Genomic DNA, 15,786 nt, shown 5'->3' with positions numbered 1-15,786 from the left:
TTTTTACAATTATGAGGGCAGGATTTCCGATCACTGTTCACAGGTAATGTTACTGTTCACTCCGTTCTCAGCAACACGCTTCGCGATGCACAGGATTTATGCTAATCGCATAAATCCGCGCGGTATGTCTCGGGTTTTCTGTGACCTTCGCTCACAAAAACACCTCGCGGAATATTACCAGTGAACAGTAACCAGATAATATTCCGCAAAGCATGTTGCCTGACACAAAGTTATCCGTAACGATTCCCTGAGATGCTCAGGCAAGATACAACATGACCATCAGTGGCATGGTTATGATACTTACCAGCGTTGTCATTACATTGATGGTGCTGGCATAGACCGGGTCCTGATCGTAGAGCTGTGCCAGCTGTACAATCGTTGTTGCCGACGGTGTGATCACTGCCATCAGACTGATAAGCAGAATGGTTTTTCCATCCTTTACCATTGAAGCCAAGGGCAGATACTTCAAAAACAACAGTATGAGCAGCGGCGTCACCACCATTTTCAAGATCGTGATCAGATAGATCCTGGAATGGCTGAAAATATCTTTCCATTTTACCTCCGTCATGGTCATTCCAAGCATGATCATACATACAGGTCCCAGGGTGGCTGAAATCTGGCTCATGGTGTTTCCAAGGATCACCGGCAGTCTGATCTGCGTGAAGAACAGAACGATTCCAAGGATAATAGCGATCAGATTGATGTTGCAGAGGATTTTTTTCCAGTTGATGCCGGCCTTCGCCTCCATCAGCGACTGTCCGTGGGTCCACATCAGGATCATTTGCACACTCAGGAAAGCACTGGCATAGATCACCCATTTTTCACCAAGAACTACCGTTACAAGAGGGATCACCAGATTTCCGGAATTGGAATAGATGATGGATTCTTTTTCTACCACACTTAATTTCAGTGGCTTGCCGATGATCTGTACAAATACCAGAAGAAAAATATGGATCAGGATGGCTGCTGCCACTGCCAGAAGGAAGCCATTCCGGATGCTTCTGGAATATTCGATCTGAAAAGCATTGATCATTACACAGGGCATGATGATGTAGATACAGATGACTGAAAGTGTCCTGCTGCTTTTTGCATCGATAAGTCCGCATTTTACCACTGTAAATCCACAGGACATCATCAGAAAAAATACGATGATCTGCTGCAATAATTGTAAAGTTATCATTTTTTCTCCCCTCCGAACGCGTCAGCTCTGTCCTATCTCTTTCAGGGCTGTCTGAAGCTGCGTGTCTTCTTTATGTGTAAGTTCTGTCCAGTCTGTGATGTCTCCGGAAAGCTCTGCTTCCACATCCGGAGTGATTCCTTTTTTGTTGATATCATTGCCCTTTGGCGTAAAATATTTTGCGATGGTGATCTTTACCGCACTGCCATCGGTAAGAGGCTGGATGGTCTGCACCACGCCCTTCCCATAGGTAGTTGTTCCTACAATCGTTCCAATCCCGTAGTCCTTTACCGCCCCCGCAAAGATCTCCGATGCACTGGCACTGTTTCCGTTTACCAGAACAGCCAGCGGCATGTCCAGTTCATTTTTTCCGTCGCAGGTTTCCTCTTCCCTTTTTCCGTTTTTGTCCTCTGTATAGACGATCAGTCCTTCCGGAAGTATTTGGCGGAGTACGCCGCAGACTGCAGTAAGAAGGCCTCCCGGATTATCACGGAGATCCACAACCAGCTTCTTCATTCCCTGATCCTTCAGATCTGCAAATGCTTTTTTATACTGATCGCTGGTCACCTCAGAAAATTCGGAGATCCGGATATAGCCGGTGTCTCCGGAAAGCATCTCATGGGAAACCGTCTGGATCTCCACATCCCGGATCTCCACTTTGACATCCCGGGTTTTCTCTTCGTTTTCCCGCTGTATGGTCAGCGTTACGGAAGCTTTCTCACTGTCACGGACCATAGAAGCAATATCGGAAGTTTCTTTGTCTGTAACATCAGCTCCATCTACTGCCTTGATCACATCTCCCTTTTTCAGTCCCGCCTGTTCTCCAGGGCCACCCTCATAAAGCTGTATGATCTTTGCCCCTCCGGTGTCATCCTTCTGAAGAACGGCACCGATCCCTACGTAGGAGCCTTCATTGGAAGTATTCAGCTCTTTATACTGTTCTGCTGTGTAATAGGTGGAGTACGGATCCTTCAGGCCGGCAAGCAGGCCAGCATAAAGTCCCTCACGCAGGCTGCTTTCGTCTTTTTCATCCAGATATTCTTCATCGATCAGTTCTTCCAGGTAATTCAGCTTCTGAACCGTTTTCACATCGGAAAGCGCATTGCCTTTCGGAAACAGTACTTTCTGATAGCTGGTAAAACCAGCGCCTGTCACAACCAGCGTTGCTGCCACTCCAATGGCTATACCTTTTTTGAATTCTTTATTTTTCATATTTTTCCTTTCTTCTGCACAGCCGGCAAAGCCGATAAGATCACAGATTTTCTGTACTCCTCTGTGCGCCGTTCGGTTTTTATATACCGAAAACGGCTGCCGATATTCCGACAGCCGCTGTATATCTTATGATCACACATCTTGCGGATACATAAGATTCTCTGCTATTTGGTTATACTCTGAGATGTTTTCTTGTTGTGAAAAAGCTTCCCAAAAGACCGATTCCCACACCAAGTCCAAGTCCCATGGGAACCAGACCCTCATAAATCTGCCAGATTGGAATGAAATCCACGATTCCTGTCAATACATTGAATTTTGTCAGAATAAACTCTACAGCGGAATTATACAGGAAAAACAGGCAGATCAGCGGTATCGCCGCACCGATCACACCGAGGATCATACCTTCCAGAAGGAATGGCAGTCGTACAAAAGCATCTGTAGCTCCTATGTATTTCATAATTCCGATTTCTTCCTTGCGGACAGAAATACCCATAGATACTGTATTGCTGATCAGGAATATGGAAATGATCAAAAGGATTGCGATCACGGCAATCGACACATAAGAAACCAGCTTGTTAATGGAACCAAGTGTCCTGGATGCCTGTTCAGACTGATTTACCTTCCGGACATGTTCCAGTCCCTGGATATAATTCACCAGTTCTGTCTGCTTGGTAATATCATTAAGATATACCTGATAATTGGATGAATTGGCAAGAGGGTTATCATCTTTAAATCCATCTGCCGCATCTTCATCTCCAAAATATTTCTGTTTGTATTCTTCCCATGCCTGATCTGCGGACTGATAGTCCATCCTGGCCACTTCCGGCCTGGACTGAATAGCATCGCCGATCGCCTGGATCTCTTCCTCTGAAGTGCCCTCATCAAAGAATACTGTGATCGGTACTTCTTCTTCCACCTTATGGGCAATATTACCGACGTTGTTCACGATGGAATAGAAAATGCCTACCAGAAAAATGCAGGCTGCCATCGTGATGATACATGCCAGGGAAAACATCCAGTTTCTTTTTATATTCTTAAAGCCCTGCTTCAGGGTATACCAGATCGTACTAGGCCTCATGATATCCTCCCTCTTTCTCATCGCTGATGATCTTGCCGTTGTGCATGGTGACTACTCGCTTGCGCATGGCATTGACGATGTCCTTATTGTGGGTAACTACCAGAACTGTGGTTCCTCTGTCATTGATCTGCTCCATCAGAGCCATGATCTCTTCAGAGGTTTTCGGATCCAGGTTTCCGGTCGGCTCATCTGCCAGAAGGATGTCTGGGCGGTTTACCAGTGCTCTGGCAAGAGCAACTCTCTGCTGCTCACCACCGGAAAGCTCATCCGGATATGCCTTATACTTTCCTGCAAGTCCTACCTCCTGGAGAACCTCCGGAACACGTTTGCGTATCACACGGGTAGGTCTTCCTATGACACGCTGCGCAAATGCTACATTCTCATATACATTACGGTCTTTTAAAAGACGGAAATCCTGAAATACTACCCCAAGCTTTCTGCGATACTTGGCAACGCGTCTGTGTTTCATCTTCTCCAGACGTTCCCCGCTGACTGTGATCGTTCCGCTGGTAGAATCCAGTTCTTTCATCAGCAGCTTGATCAGTGTGGATTTACCGGAGCCACTGCTTCCTACTACAAATACGAATTCCCCTTTATCAACATGTAAGTTCGCATGATTCACAGCCGGAAGACCCGGGCCGTAAGATTTGCTCACATCTACAAGATCGATCATATATATCCTCCTCTATATTATAAAAGCATAATTTTCTTAATTTTTTGTAACATTATTGTAATATATATTCTGTTTAAATGCAAGAATAAATTTCCCGGGCCCTACAACTGTTACTGTTCACGTTACTGTTCACTCCGTTCTCAGTAACACGCTTCGCGATGCACAGAATTTATGCTGATCGCATAAATTCGCGCGATATGTCTCGGGTTTTCTGTGACCTTCGCTCACAAAAAACACCTCGCGGGACATTACCAGTGAACAGTAACCTGTTCACTCCATTCTCATTAATGCGCTCCGCGGAATATTACCAGTGAACAGTAATCAACAGCCCTCTTCAAATTATTTATTTTAACGTAAAAATACCAAAATTACAATAGAGTCATGGATGTTATCTGTGAAGTTCATGTGAATTCGTTACTGCTCACTCCGTTCTCAGTAACACACTTCGTGAATGCTTCCAAACAGGAGGGACATTTACAACAATATTCCATGATGAAAAACGCTCATACAAAAACTGCCACCTATTCCGGGAAGGAATAAGCGGCAGTTTAAAAGTTCTAATATGTTACCTTAATATAGCAAACTATCATCTTGCATTCCGAATGCTATTAATACTCTAAGGTTTCCATATATTTCATATATCGAACAACCATCAGCGCGATCTTAAATGTAATGGCATCCTCAAACACTCTCAAATCAAGGCCTGTACTCTTCTGGAGTTTATCCAGACGATATACCAGCGTATTTCTGTGGATATACAGCTGACGTGAAGTTTCAGATACGTTCAGACTGTTCTCAAAGAATTTATCGATGGTGACAAGTGTCTCCTCATCGAAATCATCCGGAGATTTGTTGTCAAAGATCTCGCGGATAAACATCTTACACAGAGGAATAGGCAGCTGATAGATCAGGCGTCCGATTCCAAGTGAGCTGTATGCGATAACTTCCCTGTCTCCGAAGAAGATCTTACCTACATCAAGGGCCATACGCGCTTCCTTGTAGGAACGTGAAACTTCTTTCAACTCATTGACAATGGTACCGTATGCCATGTGGACATCCTCACCATCTTTATTCAGATCCAGAGTATCCATAATCGTATGAGCCAGCTTATCCATCTCCGGATAGCCCTCTCCCTCTTCCAGTTCCTTGACTATAATGATGCTCTTCTCATCAACAGCAGTGATAAAATCTCTGCTCTTTCCGCCAAAAAGGCTTTTCACGCTCTCCACAGAGCTGTGATCTTTCTCCTGATTCAGTTCCAGGATCATAACTACACGACGGACATCTGCTTCAATATGAAGCTTCTTCGCTCTGTTGTAAATATCCACTAGAAGAAGATTATCAAGAAGAAGATTCTTGATAAAGCTGTCTTTGTCAAAACGCTCCTTGTACGCAACGATCAGATTCTGGATCTGGAAGGCTGCAAGCTTGCCTACCATATAAGTATCCTCATCATCTCCGTGGGCTACCAGGACATATTCCAACTGATAATCATCACAGACCTTAAAGTACTGAAATCCCTTGACAAGCTGGCTGTCCGCCTGGGATTCTACAAAAGCCTGGATATCTGCCGGCTGGATTTCAAAATCAGAAAAGGTAGACGCAAGTACCTTGCCGTCTGTGTCAATGACACAAAATTCCGTCCTTGATATTTCTTTAAGTCCCTCGAGCGTATTCTGTAACACCTGATTCGATATCATTCCGTTCAATCCCTTCTCACTTATGTGTATGCTTATCTTCTGTCTTTCCCTCTTTATCTATGGCTATTTTAATACAAAATCACCAAAAATGAAAGAGTAAAACTGAAAAAATTTACAAATTTTTGTTGAAATCCGCCTAATTTTTCTCTATAAAACCTTCTCCATGAACTTCTCTTGCATCGGAAACGATCACAAAAGCGTTAGGATCAATATCATCTACCAGCTCTTTCAGCTTCACAATTTCCTTTTTGTTTACCACACAGAAGATGATCGTCTTCTCCTGACCGGAATACATCCCCTTGCCACAGATCCCTGTCGCTCCGCGATCCAGGTCTTCCATAATGACTCTGGCAACCTCATCCGGCTTCTCCGTGATGATAAATGTCTGTTTAGAAAACTTCAGACCTTCGATCAGACTGTCGGATACTTTTGTTACCAGATAAACCGCAATGATGGCATACAGGGCCCGCTGGATACCGAACACATACATTCCTACGATCACAATAAGCCCATCAATAAACTGCATGATCTGTGCGATGGAATAATGACGCATATACTTCTGGATCAGTGCTGCCATCATATCCGTTCCGCCTGTGGTTCCCTGTCCAAGGAAAACCATTCCAATGCCGATTCCCAGGATCACACCACCGTATACAGCAGCCAGAAGGAGATCATCTCCCGCAATATTCCACACCGGCTGAATAGCAAGCCAGGTTGAGAGGGAGATCTCACCGACCAGAGCTTTTTTTACAAAGGAAAAGCCTTTGATCCGCCATCCCAGAAAAAACAGCGGGATGTTCAGCGTGATATTGGTAAGCCACAGTGGAACCCCGCCATCTACGATCCCACCGGTCCAGTGCTTCACCAGGATCGCAATACCGGAAAAGCCTCCGGTTACCAGCCCGGTTGCATCAAACACGGAATTGATGGCAAGTGCCATCAGCCCGGTTCCTACTATGATCAGAAGATAATCCAGATACCAGTCCTTTTTTTTCACAAGACTCATAAAGTGCTCCTTTCATTTTTTACAGCAATTCCCGGAATTTCTGTCTTGAAATATCCTCAATATTTCTATTCCGCTGTGAAAATCCCGAAAATGCTATAGTATCATATGACAACTGCATCAGTTTCCCGCACTGACGTGTCATAAAAAGAACGGGACCGTACACTATTCTGCGTCCGTTCCCGTTCTCCATGCTATTTTTCTGTCTTTTTATTTATAAAATGAACAAATTCATAGCTTTCCATTATCTGAAAGTATTTTACGATTCTCGGATAAAGCGGTTCTGCCTTATCTCCGAAATGCTCTTTCACCAGCAGGGCAAGCTCCTGCACGGTTTTGGCTCCATCGATCTCAGGCCAGATAAAAGTTCCCATTTCATCAAGATGAACCTTGGAAAACCTTGGCTTGCCAAAAACCTTCTGCGCGATGGTATTGAACATACCCTTATTCTCTATCTCAAGAATGATCCGCTGCTTCAGGTCCCGGTGCCACCGGATCGACTGGTTTGTTTCCGGGATCAGATCAAGATAGTTGATATCCTGTTTCTTATCCTTTTTGTTTTTCTCATCAGGCTTTCTTCTTTCTCCAGATAGAGAATTTAAGCAGTGACAGGATCATGATGATCATCAGCACAACACCGCCGATATTTCCAAGGTTTACAACGCCGGACATATCAAGACTGATACCGACAACTGCAAAGATCGCAAGAAGAATTCCAACAAGACCCTCGCCGGCGATCATACCAGCACAGTACAGAGTACCATCTGTAGCCTGAGCTGTCTTGGTTTTTTCGTCAACACCTTTTCTGCGGTCAAGTAATCCACGAACGATACCACCGATCATGATAGTTGCGTTCAGGTAGATTGGAAGGTAAAGACCGATTGCGAAAGGCATTACCGGGATACGGAGGATCTCAAGGCAGATCGCAAGGAATACACCTACAAATACAAGTCCCCATGGAAGGTTTCCGCCCATGATTCCCTCAACGATCATCTTCATAAGCTGAGCCTGCGGAGCAGGGATCTCTGCTGTACCGTAGCCCCATGCTGCATCCAGAAGATACAGAACACCGCCGATAGCAAGACCGGAAACAACAACACCGAGCATCTCGCCCATCTGCTGTTTCTTAGGTGTAGCACCGAGAAGGTATCCTGTCTTAAGGTCCTGAGAGGTATCACCGGCGATCGCTGCGATGATACAGATAACAGAACCAACAGCGATCGCTGCTGTCATTCCGTCGATACCTGTTTTACCGGAGCTCTTGATCGCAAATGTAGCAATCAGAAGAGTAGCGATAGCCATACCGGAAACCGGGTTGTTGGAGCTTCCTACAAGACCTACCATACGGGAAGATACTGTTGCAAAGAAGAATCCAAAAACTACGATGATAAATGCACCAAGAAGAGTTACCGGGATTGCCGGAACGACCCAGATGATAAATACCATTGCTATAACACCGAGAAGGATGAACTGCATCGGAAGATCCTGTGCGGTTCTCTCTGTGCTTGTGTTCTTGCTTCCCTTCATGCTCTTCATGGAGTCACGGAAGGTTGTAACGATCAGCGGCAGGGATTTGATCAGGGAAATGATACCGCCTGTTGCGATAGCACCTGCGCCGATATATTTAACATAAGTAGACCAGATCGCTGATGCTCCGCCGTTTGCGTAAAGCTGGGCAATGGTCGTTCCCTCTGCTGCCGGATACATCCATGTATCAGGTCCGAACAGGCAGATCAGCGGAATGATGACCATCCAGCCGATAAGAGAACCTGTAAACATGTAGGATGCGATCTTCGGTCCTACGATATAACCAACACCGAGAAGTGCCGGATAAACCTCCATACCGATCTCACCCTTGAAGGATTTAAATGCTGCAGAAACATCTGCCGGAAGAAGCTTCAGTCCATCAACAACAAATTTGAAGATGGCAGCAAGTCCCATACCGGAGAATACTGTGGAAGCATTTGCTCCGCCTTCCTCACCGGCAAGAAGAACGTCTGCGCAGGCAGTTCCTTCCGGATAGAGAAGAGTTGCATGCTCTTTAACAATGAGGGCATTACGAAGGGGTACCATGAAAAGTACACCAAGGATACCACCGCAAAGTGCGATCAGAGTGATCTCAACGATGCCTGGTTTGCTTGTAAGTCCTTCCTCTGCCCAGAGGAACAGTGCAGGCATGGTGAAGATAGCACCTGCTGCAAGAGACTCACCGGCTGAACCGATAGTCTGGACCATATTGCTCTCCAGAATGGAGTTTCTGCGAAGAATCACGCGGATAACACCCATGGAGATAACTGCCGCCGGAATGGAGGCAGATACTGTCATACCAACACGAAGACCAAGGTAAGCATTGGCTGCGCCGAAGATGACAGCAAGAATACATCCCATGATCACAGATGTAACTGTGAGCTCCGGAGTGATTTTCTCCGCAGGAATGTAAGGTTTGAACTCTGTGTTTTTGTTCATATTTCCTCTCCCTTTATCTAGTAAATTAGTAACGTTATATAGTATAGCAAATTTCGCAGTATTTTGCAAGAAATTATATCTGAGATATTATATATTATTTACAATTTTCTGTATAATTATAAGCAAATAATTGGTCACTATGCAGCTTTTATGCTAACATAGTGACCTTATTCCTTACAATTGAATATTATACATTTAAAATAAAATACTTTTTTTTTCAGTTGTCCGTTTCCAGCTGTTTTGTCAGATATCGCCCTACGATCTTCGAGAAATTTCCGATATCCCGGATATAGGCAAAATCCTTTCCAAAAATCTTCTTTTCCGCCGGAAGATCCTTCTCTTCGCCTGCAAATACCCCCAGAACACTGACGCCCTGGCTCCGAAGACGCCGCACCTCTGTTGCAGTATCTGAAATGGCATATTTTCCCTGATAAGGGGCCGGATTTTTTGCATTGGGGCGGTTTATGATCACATCGTAGGGGCGTCCGTCACTTAAGATGATCAGGATCTTTTTTCCTCTTCCCTCTGCAAAAGACTGTATCCCGCTGCTTTTATGGCAAGCCCGTCCCGATTATTGGAGGAAGTCACATAATTGAAAATATCCTCATCCGCCGAAACCGGATCATCATATTCCCGGAACCTGTGCAGGATCGTATGATCCCAGAATGTGCAGTAGCTCATAACCCGATGAGGGATATCCACATTACTCAGGGCAGAGCTGATCATATAAGCCTGCAGTGCCACATCTCCCTGTCGACTCATCTGTGAACCACTGGCATCGATCAGTATATCCACCACAAAATCCGTATTGTCTCCACGAAGAATCCTCTTAAAAAGATTTGCCTCACCGCTTCTGCCTATACGCCACAGCCTGGAAGGAACGATAGTTCCCCGGTCTGATAGGACTTCCTGGTTTTCACTTCGGATCACCAGTGCTTTTTTCAGGAGTTCAGTCAATATGGCAATATTTCGTTTTGCAATTCTGTGCTTGTCATGATAGATCCATATGTTCTTATTACGCAGACGCTTTGCATACTGGTACTGATAATTATCACGAACCGGATTTTTCAGGATTCCTTCTGTAAAATACAGGCTGCAGTCTCCGTGTATTCCCCGGCACATAAGATGGTTCATTCTTTTTTCTTCCGCAGGTGTGAGATAGGTTTTTCCAAAATTCAGTTCCACATAGGTATGAGCTTTCTGAAGAGCTTCCTCTGAAATCACCGTGATCTTGTTTTCACCTTACGTTTTCTTCCATATCCTGTGTCAGCGAGGAATCTTCAATATCTGTCATCCGGTCTGTGAGCTTTTCCACATAATTTTCCAGAGCTTCCTCATACATCTCTTCATTAAGGTAGTCTTCCCAGCCAAATTCCGTCAGTTCTTCCAGCGTCACCGCCATTACCCGTTCAAGGGAACCGTTTTTCTTCTCAAAGTCCGGATCGATGACCGCATTATAGAGGCTGTCGATGATCCGAATCAGTTCCATGGTGTCTCTGCTTTCTGCGCAGGCATAGATCTGATCCCGGAATGCAGACAGTTTTTTCTCCAGAGGCTGTACGCTTCCTGTAAGTACATCACGGAATACTGCAATTTTCAGCCTGTCTAACAACTTATCGTAGGAAGGCAGGGTTTCATATTCCTGATCCAGGATATCTTCCAGAGCTTTTTTTCTCATGCGGCGAACCCCGGGGCGCTCTTCACAGATCCGCTCTCCCACTGCCGCTTCGATACAGAGCTGTGTCAGCCCGGTCAGCTCCGTCTCAGAGGCATCCAGATAGATTTTTTTACAAGATAAAGGCCAAGCAGATTTTTGTCAAAATATCTGGCAAAAGCCCCCTGTTTGATTCCATCGTAAAGAGCGATCTCTTTTGAGCGGAGAAACAGCGATACATCCGGCTTCACATCCAGTGTATAGTCGCCGCTTACCGTCCAGAGGAGATTACGGATCCGGTTTTCCAGCTCCATCTTGTAATCTTCTATAGAAAGTTCTTCTGTCAGATCTTTATGCATAGACATCGTCCTTTGTCCACTCTTCCGGGATCCTTGTACGGACTACATCGTCCACGATCTCCTTTTCAAAAATATCGAAGGTTTTGTTCACCACTCCCATCTGCACTGCTGCCAGGGGAGAAAGTCCTGCACGAACAATCTTCATGGCAGCCAGAAGTCCTCGAAGATCCAGCGCTTTTGTGGAGATCTCACTGTTTACGGATTTCTTCTGAAGATCCATAAATACACCGATAAACTGTTCCACTGCCTTTTCCTTTGCCTCCGGGAACATTTTGCGGAAAATAAATCCCAGGGTTTCTTCTGTCTGCGCTGGCATATCGATCACCAGGAAACGAGAAACCAGAGCTTCGTTCAGCTCCTTTGTTCCTGCATATCCGTAGTTCATGGTTCCGATAAAACGTGCCGCAGGATGAAGGTCGATCCGGTCATAGCCCGGAACATCAATGGAGCGGCGATAGTCCAGAGTTGCATGAAGGACAGAAACCGCATCGTTCTTTGCCATATTGATCTCATCCAGAATACCGAAGCCACCATACTCGGCACACTGATAGATGCTGCCCTTTCGGAGGCAGACTTCATTGTTTACAAAGGTATCCGTTCCGATCAGATCTCCGCTGTTTGTATTGACATGGAAAGATACATTATAAACCGGGCGGCCAAAAGCATATGCCAGATTTTCTGCCAGGATATTTTTTCCCGTGGCCTTTGGGCCTGCAAGAAGAAGATTTTCTCCTTCCAGAAGTCCTGCAATGGCCATTTCCAGGATTTCTTTTCCGTAGAACGGTATAGACGGTCTGGTAACTCTGGCTGCAGCCCCCTCATCAACGTTATAATTTTTTCGAAATTCCTCGATGCCGTGGATCAGGCTTTCGGAAACGTTCTGTTCTTTTAAAAATTCTAATTCTATCATATATACTTACTCCTGAATCTGATTGAATACCGCAGATATCCTCATCCGCAGTTATTATATGATCCTATGACGGATAACCGCTTACAGATTTTTTCTCCGCCAGGTAAAAAACGGGACAGATCTTACATCTGTCCCGTCATTTGATCTCAAAGATGCCGCTGCACCCAAGGAACATCTCTTATTTCCTGTATTTTATTTAACCGATCATACCTCAAAGATCAGATCACCGTAGGATGGCATCGGCCACATATCTTTATCTACGATCATCTCAAGCTCGTCTACAGGTTTTCTTAAAGCCTGCATTGCCGGTACCACGCTCTCTCTGAAGAATACAGCACGGTCACGTCCCTCTTCATGGGATTCCGACTCAGCGATCAGTCCGGAAAGCTTATCCATAGCTGTCTTGGTCTCAGCAAGAAGTGCGGAGGTTTTTTCCAGAAGACTTATCTGTACACTGACATCAAGCGCTGCGCTCACTGCCTTCACAGAATTGATGGACTCTGCAAGAACCGTTGTATAACGGATCACTGCCGGGATGATCTGCTTGGTAGCTACATCCACCATGGTCTTGGCCTCAATGTTGATAGCCTTTGCATAGCCTTCATACTGGATCTCTGCTCTGGACTCAAGCTCTGCTCTTGTAAATACATTAAAGGATTCAAAAAGCTTCACAGCCTTATCTGTAGTCAGCGCAGGAATGGCATCTACCATGGACGGAAGGATCGGAAGTCCACGTCTCTTTGCCTCTGCCTCCCACTCTGGTGCATATCCGTTTCCGTTGAATACAATACGCTGATGCTGGATCGCATACTCCTTGATCAGGTCATGTACTGCAGTATCAAAATCGTCTGCTGCTTCCAGACGGTCGCATGCATCGCGAAATACTTCTGCTGCAATCGTGTTCAGAACTACGTTGCACTCGGAAATGGAATCACGGGAACCAACCATACGGAACTCAAATTTGTTTCCTGTGAACGCAAACGGTGATGTTCTGTTTCGGTCTGTAGCATCCTTCATGAAATCCGGAAGTGTCTTAACACCGGTATCCAGGATCTCGCCGGTCTTACTGTGTGTGGCGGTACCTGTGCTGATCAGCTGCTCCAGAACATCCTGAAGCTGCTCACCAAGGAATACGGAGATAACTGCCGGCGGTGCCTCGTTTCCTCCGAGACGTTCATCGTTTCCAACGTCTGCTGCAGACTCTCTCAGAAGATCTGCATGCTCATCAACGGCTTTCAGGATACAGGTGAGAACAAGAAGGAACTGGATATTCTCATGAGGAGTTTTTCCCGGTTCAAGAAGGTTAATCCCGTCATCCGTTGTCAGGGACCAGTTGTTGTGCTTACCGGAACCGTTAACTCCTGCAAACGGTTTCTCATGAAGCAGGCAGCGCATACCATGGCGGCTTGCAACTTTTTTGAGGATACGCATCATGATCTGGTTGTGATCTGCTGCAATATTTACCGGTGCGTAGATCGGTGCCAGCTCATGCTGTGCAGGTGCAACCTCATTGTGCTGTGTCTTTGCTGTTACGCCCAGCTTCCAGCACTCCTCGTTGACTTCCTTCATGTATGCGGAGATTCTCTGACGGATGGTTCCGAAATAATGGTCATCCATCTCCTGTCCCTTCGGCGGCATAGCACCGAAAAGAGTTCTTCCTGTATAGATCAGGTCTTTTCTCTGGAGCCATTTCTCCTTATCAACCAGGAAATACTCCTGCTCAGCTCCAACGGAAGGAGTTACTTTTTTGATGTTGTATTTCCGAAAAGGCGAAGAAGTCGAAGCGCCTGTGTATTGACCGCTTCCATGGAACGAAGAAGCGGTGTTTTCTGGTCAAGCGCCTCTCCTGTGTAGGAGCAGAATGCTGTGGGGATACATAAGATCCCGCCGGCTGCGTCATGACGTACAAAGGCAGGTGATGTGCAATCCCATGTTGTATAGCCTCTTGCCTCGAATGTTGCACGAAGTCCTCCGGATGGAAACGAGGATGCATCCGGTTCACCCTTGATCAGCTCCTTGCCAGAAAAGCTTAAGAGTACCTTTCCGTCCTCTCTTGGCGCTGTGACAAATGCGTCATGTTTCTCGGCAGTAACACCTGTCAGCGGCTGAAACCAGTGACAATAATGAGTAGCACCTTTCTCAATAGCCCATTCCTTCATCTCATGTGCAACCACATCAGCGATCTCCATGGACAGCTCCTTACCCTCTTCTATTGTCTTTTTCAGTTCGCGGTATACCTTCTTCGGCAAACGGTCCTGCATAACAGAATCGTTAAATACATCGCAGCCAAAGATTTCCTTTACGTTGATATAATCTCCCATTTCTTCCTCCTTTTCGTTCCTGTATATCCAGTCTTTCTTATGAGGAAAGACATTTTCACCTCTGTATGATCACCTTGTCTTCGGATACTCGGATCATTCTTCGCTCTTCTGGGTAATCTCCTTGATCTCCTGCATTTTCTGGTTCAGCCGGCTTTTTTTCTGTTTCTTACTGCTGGTAAGATAAAGGTTCATGGCCTCATGAAGATTATCGATTTCCACATGGGTCTGATCTCCACCGAACTCTCCATCCAGCGTCCACGGAACAGCCTCCTCTGACTCTATCACAACATGCGCAGACTTAAAAGAATAAATCAGATCTGTATTATCCTCTGCAGTAAGAAGCGCAGTCATGATCTCCTGAAGCTCCAGCGGATTCTTCGGATTGGTGATCAGTGTCACCTCAAACAGTCCGTCATTCATATCCACGTTTTTTCCGGTAAGATTCTTAAATCCGCCTACAGATCTGGAATTGCTGATCATACCGTAGATAAAATCATTCTCCACAGTCAGCTCATCGGAGGTTACCTTCAGATGATAGGATTTCACCTCAAAAAGCTGCTTCATCCCTTCCAGCACATAGGCAACATGTCCCAGGATATTTTTCAGATCCTGGTCTGTCTCATAGGAAACATTGGTAAACAGTCCAAACGCAGCCACATAGGCAAATGTCTGGTTATTAAATTTACCGATGTCACAGTGATAGATCTGCTCCTCCATGATCATGGATGCAGCTGCAGTCATACTCTTCGGCATAAACAGACTGTTGGCAAAATCATTGGTGCTTCCTGCAGGGATATACCCGATCGGTGTCTGGCTGCCCACTTCCACGATTCCGGTAACCACCTCATCCAGTGTACCGTCACCTCCACTGCAGGCGATCAGATCTACCTGATCTGCATATTCCTTCACCTGTTCATAAGCATCCTTCGGTCCCTGCGTGGCACGGATGATCACTTCGTACCCACCTTTATTAAAGATATCCACAATGTCCAGCAGATGCATCTTGATTCTTCCTTTTCCTGCTTTGGGGTTGAAAACAAAAAGCATTCTTTTTTTCATTATACAATCCTCATTTCCCGAAATGATTCGTTATGTCTATTCTTTTACTATGATAAAAAAAACGATGTAAAATGTCAATCTTAACTTTTCACATCTGGTCTTACCACAGGCAGCCGGGATTTTATAACAAAAAAAGTCCGAAAACCCAATAAAATTGAATCTTCAGACCTTTTG

At 45.5% G+C, this 15,786-nt stretch carries 14 protein-coding genes and 1 pseudogene; all 15 read right to left on the bottom strand.

Going from position 1 to position 15,786, the window contains the following annotated elements; translation table 11 throughout:
* Positions 1-256: 256 nt before the first annotated feature.
* Positions 257-1,180, bottom strand: coding sequence for an AEC family transporter (locus tag CK1_RS14805; protein WP_015526976.1), 924 nt, complete (start codon positions 1,178-1,180; stop codon positions 257-259).
* Between the two features lie 21 nt (positions 1,181-1,201).
* Positions 1,202-2,389 (bottom strand): S41 family peptidase, encoded by a 1,188-nt coding sequence (locus CK1_RS14800; protein ID WP_015526975.1) that lies wholly within the window; start codon positions 2,387-2,389, stop codon positions 1,202-1,204.
* Positions 2,390-2,561: 172 nt separating this feature from the next.
* Complete coding sequence (ftsX, locus tag CK1_RS14795) at positions 2,562-3,467, bottom strand: permease-like cell division protein FtsX (protein ID WP_015526973.1); 906 nt, start codon at positions 3,465-3,467, stop codon at positions 2,562-2,564.
* The gene (gene ftsE, locus CK1_RS14790; RefSeq protein WP_015526972.1) at positions 3,457-4,140 is read right to left on the bottom strand and encodes a cell division ATP-binding protein FtsE; all 684 of its coding nucleotides are present in this window, start codon (positions 4,138-4,140) and stop codon (positions 3,457-3,459) included. Before ftsE ends, ftsX begins: the two co-directional genes overlap by 11 nt.
* A gap of 608 nt (positions 4,141-4,748) precedes the next feature.
* Positions 4,749-5,840 (bottom strand): PucR family transcriptional regulator, encoded by a 1,092-nt coding sequence (locus CK1_RS14785; RefSeq protein ID WP_015526970.1) that lies wholly within the window; start codon positions 5,838-5,840, stop codon positions 4,749-4,751.
* 136 nt (positions 5,841-5,976) lie between these two features.
* A complete protein-coding gene (locus CK1_RS14780) occupies positions 5,977-6,846 on the bottom strand; it encodes a YitT family protein (RefSeq protein ID WP_015526969.1) in 870 nt (289 codons plus the stop codon).
* A gap of 191 nt (positions 6,847-7,037) precedes the next feature.
* Complete coding sequence (locus CK1_RS14775; RefSeq protein ID WP_015526968.1) at positions 7,038-7,283, bottom strand: PqqD family protein; 246 nt, start codon at positions 7,281-7,283, stop codon at positions 7,038-7,040.
* Between the two features lie 127 nt (positions 7,284-7,410).
* On the bottom strand, positions 7,411-9,309 hold the full coding sequence (locus CK1_RS14770) for an OPT family oligopeptide transporter (protein WP_015526967.1): 1,899 nt from the start codon (positions 9,307-9,309) through the stop codon (positions 7,411-7,413).
* A gap of 217 nt (positions 9,310-9,526) precedes the next feature.
* Positions 9,527-9,781, bottom strand: a complete 255-nt coding sequence (locus tag CK1_RS18505; RefSeq protein WP_353611179.1) for a hypothetical protein — start codon at positions 9,779-9,781, stop codon at positions 9,527-9,529.
* Between the two features lie 29 nt (positions 9,782-9,810).
* On the bottom strand, positions 9,811-10,533 hold the full coding sequence (locus tag CK1_RS18500) for a vWA domain-containing protein (protein ID WP_353611178.1): 723 nt from the start codon (positions 10,531-10,533) through the stop codon (positions 9,811-9,813).
* Between the two features lie 13 nt (positions 10,534-10,546).
* Positions 10,547-10,987 (bottom strand): hypothetical protein, encoded by a 441-nt coding sequence (locus tag CK1_RS18495; RefSeq protein WP_015526966.1) that lies wholly within the window; start codon positions 10,985-10,987, stop codon positions 10,547-10,549.
* A gap of 74 nt (positions 10,988-11,061) precedes the next feature.
* Positions 11,062-11,322 carry a hypothetical protein gene (locus tag CK1_RS18490; protein ID WP_015526965.1) on the bottom strand — a complete coding sequence of 87 codons (261 nt, stop codon included), beginning with the start codon at positions 11,320-11,322 and terminating at the stop codon, positions 11,062-11,064.
* A complete protein-coding gene (locus CK1_RS14760; protein ID WP_015526964.1) occupies positions 11,315-12,232 on the bottom strand; it encodes an AAA family ATPase in 918 nt (305 codons plus the stop codon). Before CK1_RS14760 ends, CK1_RS18490 begins: the two co-directional genes overlap by 8 nt.
* A 204-nt stretch (positions 12,233-12,436) precedes the next feature.
* A pseudogene (locus CK1_RS14755) lies at positions 12,437-14,553 on the bottom strand (glutamine synthetase III family protein).
* Between the two features lie 93 nt (positions 14,554-14,646).
* On the bottom strand, positions 14,647-15,612 hold the full coding sequence (locus CK1_RS14750; protein WP_015526961.1) for a diacylglycerol/lipid kinase family protein: 966 nt from the start codon (positions 15,610-15,612) through the stop codon (positions 14,647-14,649).
* Positions 15,613-15,786: the final 174 nt, after the last annotated feature.

The organism is Ruminococcus sp. SR1/5 (genome assembly GCF_000209835.1).
Taxonomy (GTDB): domain Bacteria; phylum Bacillota; class Clostridia; order Lachnospirales; family Lachnospiraceae; genus Blautia_A; species Blautia_A fusiformis.
The sequence above is the reverse complement of the archived record's forward strand: the minus strand, read 5'-3'. Positions and strand labels throughout refer to the sequence as shown.

Bases quoted from the DNA above. Each gene is read 5' to 3' on its own strand.
- CK1_RS14805 (WP_015526976.1), bottom strand. From the start codon at position 1,180: ATGATAACTTTACAATTATTGCAGCAGATCATCGTATTTTTTCTGATG.
- CK1_RS14800 (WP_015526975.1), bottom strand. From the start codon at position 2,389: ATGAAAAATAAAGAATTCAAAAAAGGTATAGCCATTGGAGTGGCAGCA.
- ftsX (WP_015526973.1), bottom strand. From the start codon at position 3,467: ATGAGGCCTAGTACGATCTGGTATACCCTGAAGCAGGGCTTTAAGAAT.
- ftsE (WP_015526972.1), bottom strand. From the start codon at position 4,140: ATGATCGATCTTGTAGATGTGAGCAAATCTTACGGCCCGGGTCTTCCG.
- CK1_RS14785 (WP_015526970.1), bottom strand. From the start codon at position 5,840: ATGATATCGAATCAGGTGTTACAGAATACGCTCGAGGGACTTAAAGAA.
- CK1_RS14780 (WP_015526969.1), bottom strand. From the start codon at position 6,846: ATGAGTCTTGTGAAAAAAAAGGACTGGTATCTGGATTATCTTCTGATC.
- CK1_RS14775 (WP_015526968.1), bottom strand. From the start codon at position 7,283: ATGTTCAATACCATCGCGCAGAAGGTTTTTGGCAAGCCAAGGTTTTCC.
- CK1_RS14770 (WP_015526967.1), bottom strand. From the start codon at position 9,309: ATGAACAAAAACACAGAGTTCAAACCTTACATTCCTGCGGAGAAAATC.
- CK1_RS18495 (WP_015526966.1), bottom strand. From the start codon at position 10,987: ATGAGAAAAAAAGCTCTGGAAGATATCCTGGATCAGGAATATGAAACC.
- CK1_RS18490 (WP_015526965.1), bottom strand. From the start codon at position 11,322: ATGCATAAAGATCTGACAGAAGAACTTTCTATAGAAGATTACAAGATG.
- CK1_RS14760 (WP_015526964.1), bottom strand. From the start codon at position 12,232: ATGATAGAATTAGAATTTTTAAAAGAACAGAACGTTTCCGAAAGCCTG.
- CK1_RS14750 (WP_015526961.1), bottom strand. From the start codon at position 15,612: ATGAAAAAAAGAATGCTTTTTGTTTTCAACCCCAAAGCAGGAAAAGGA.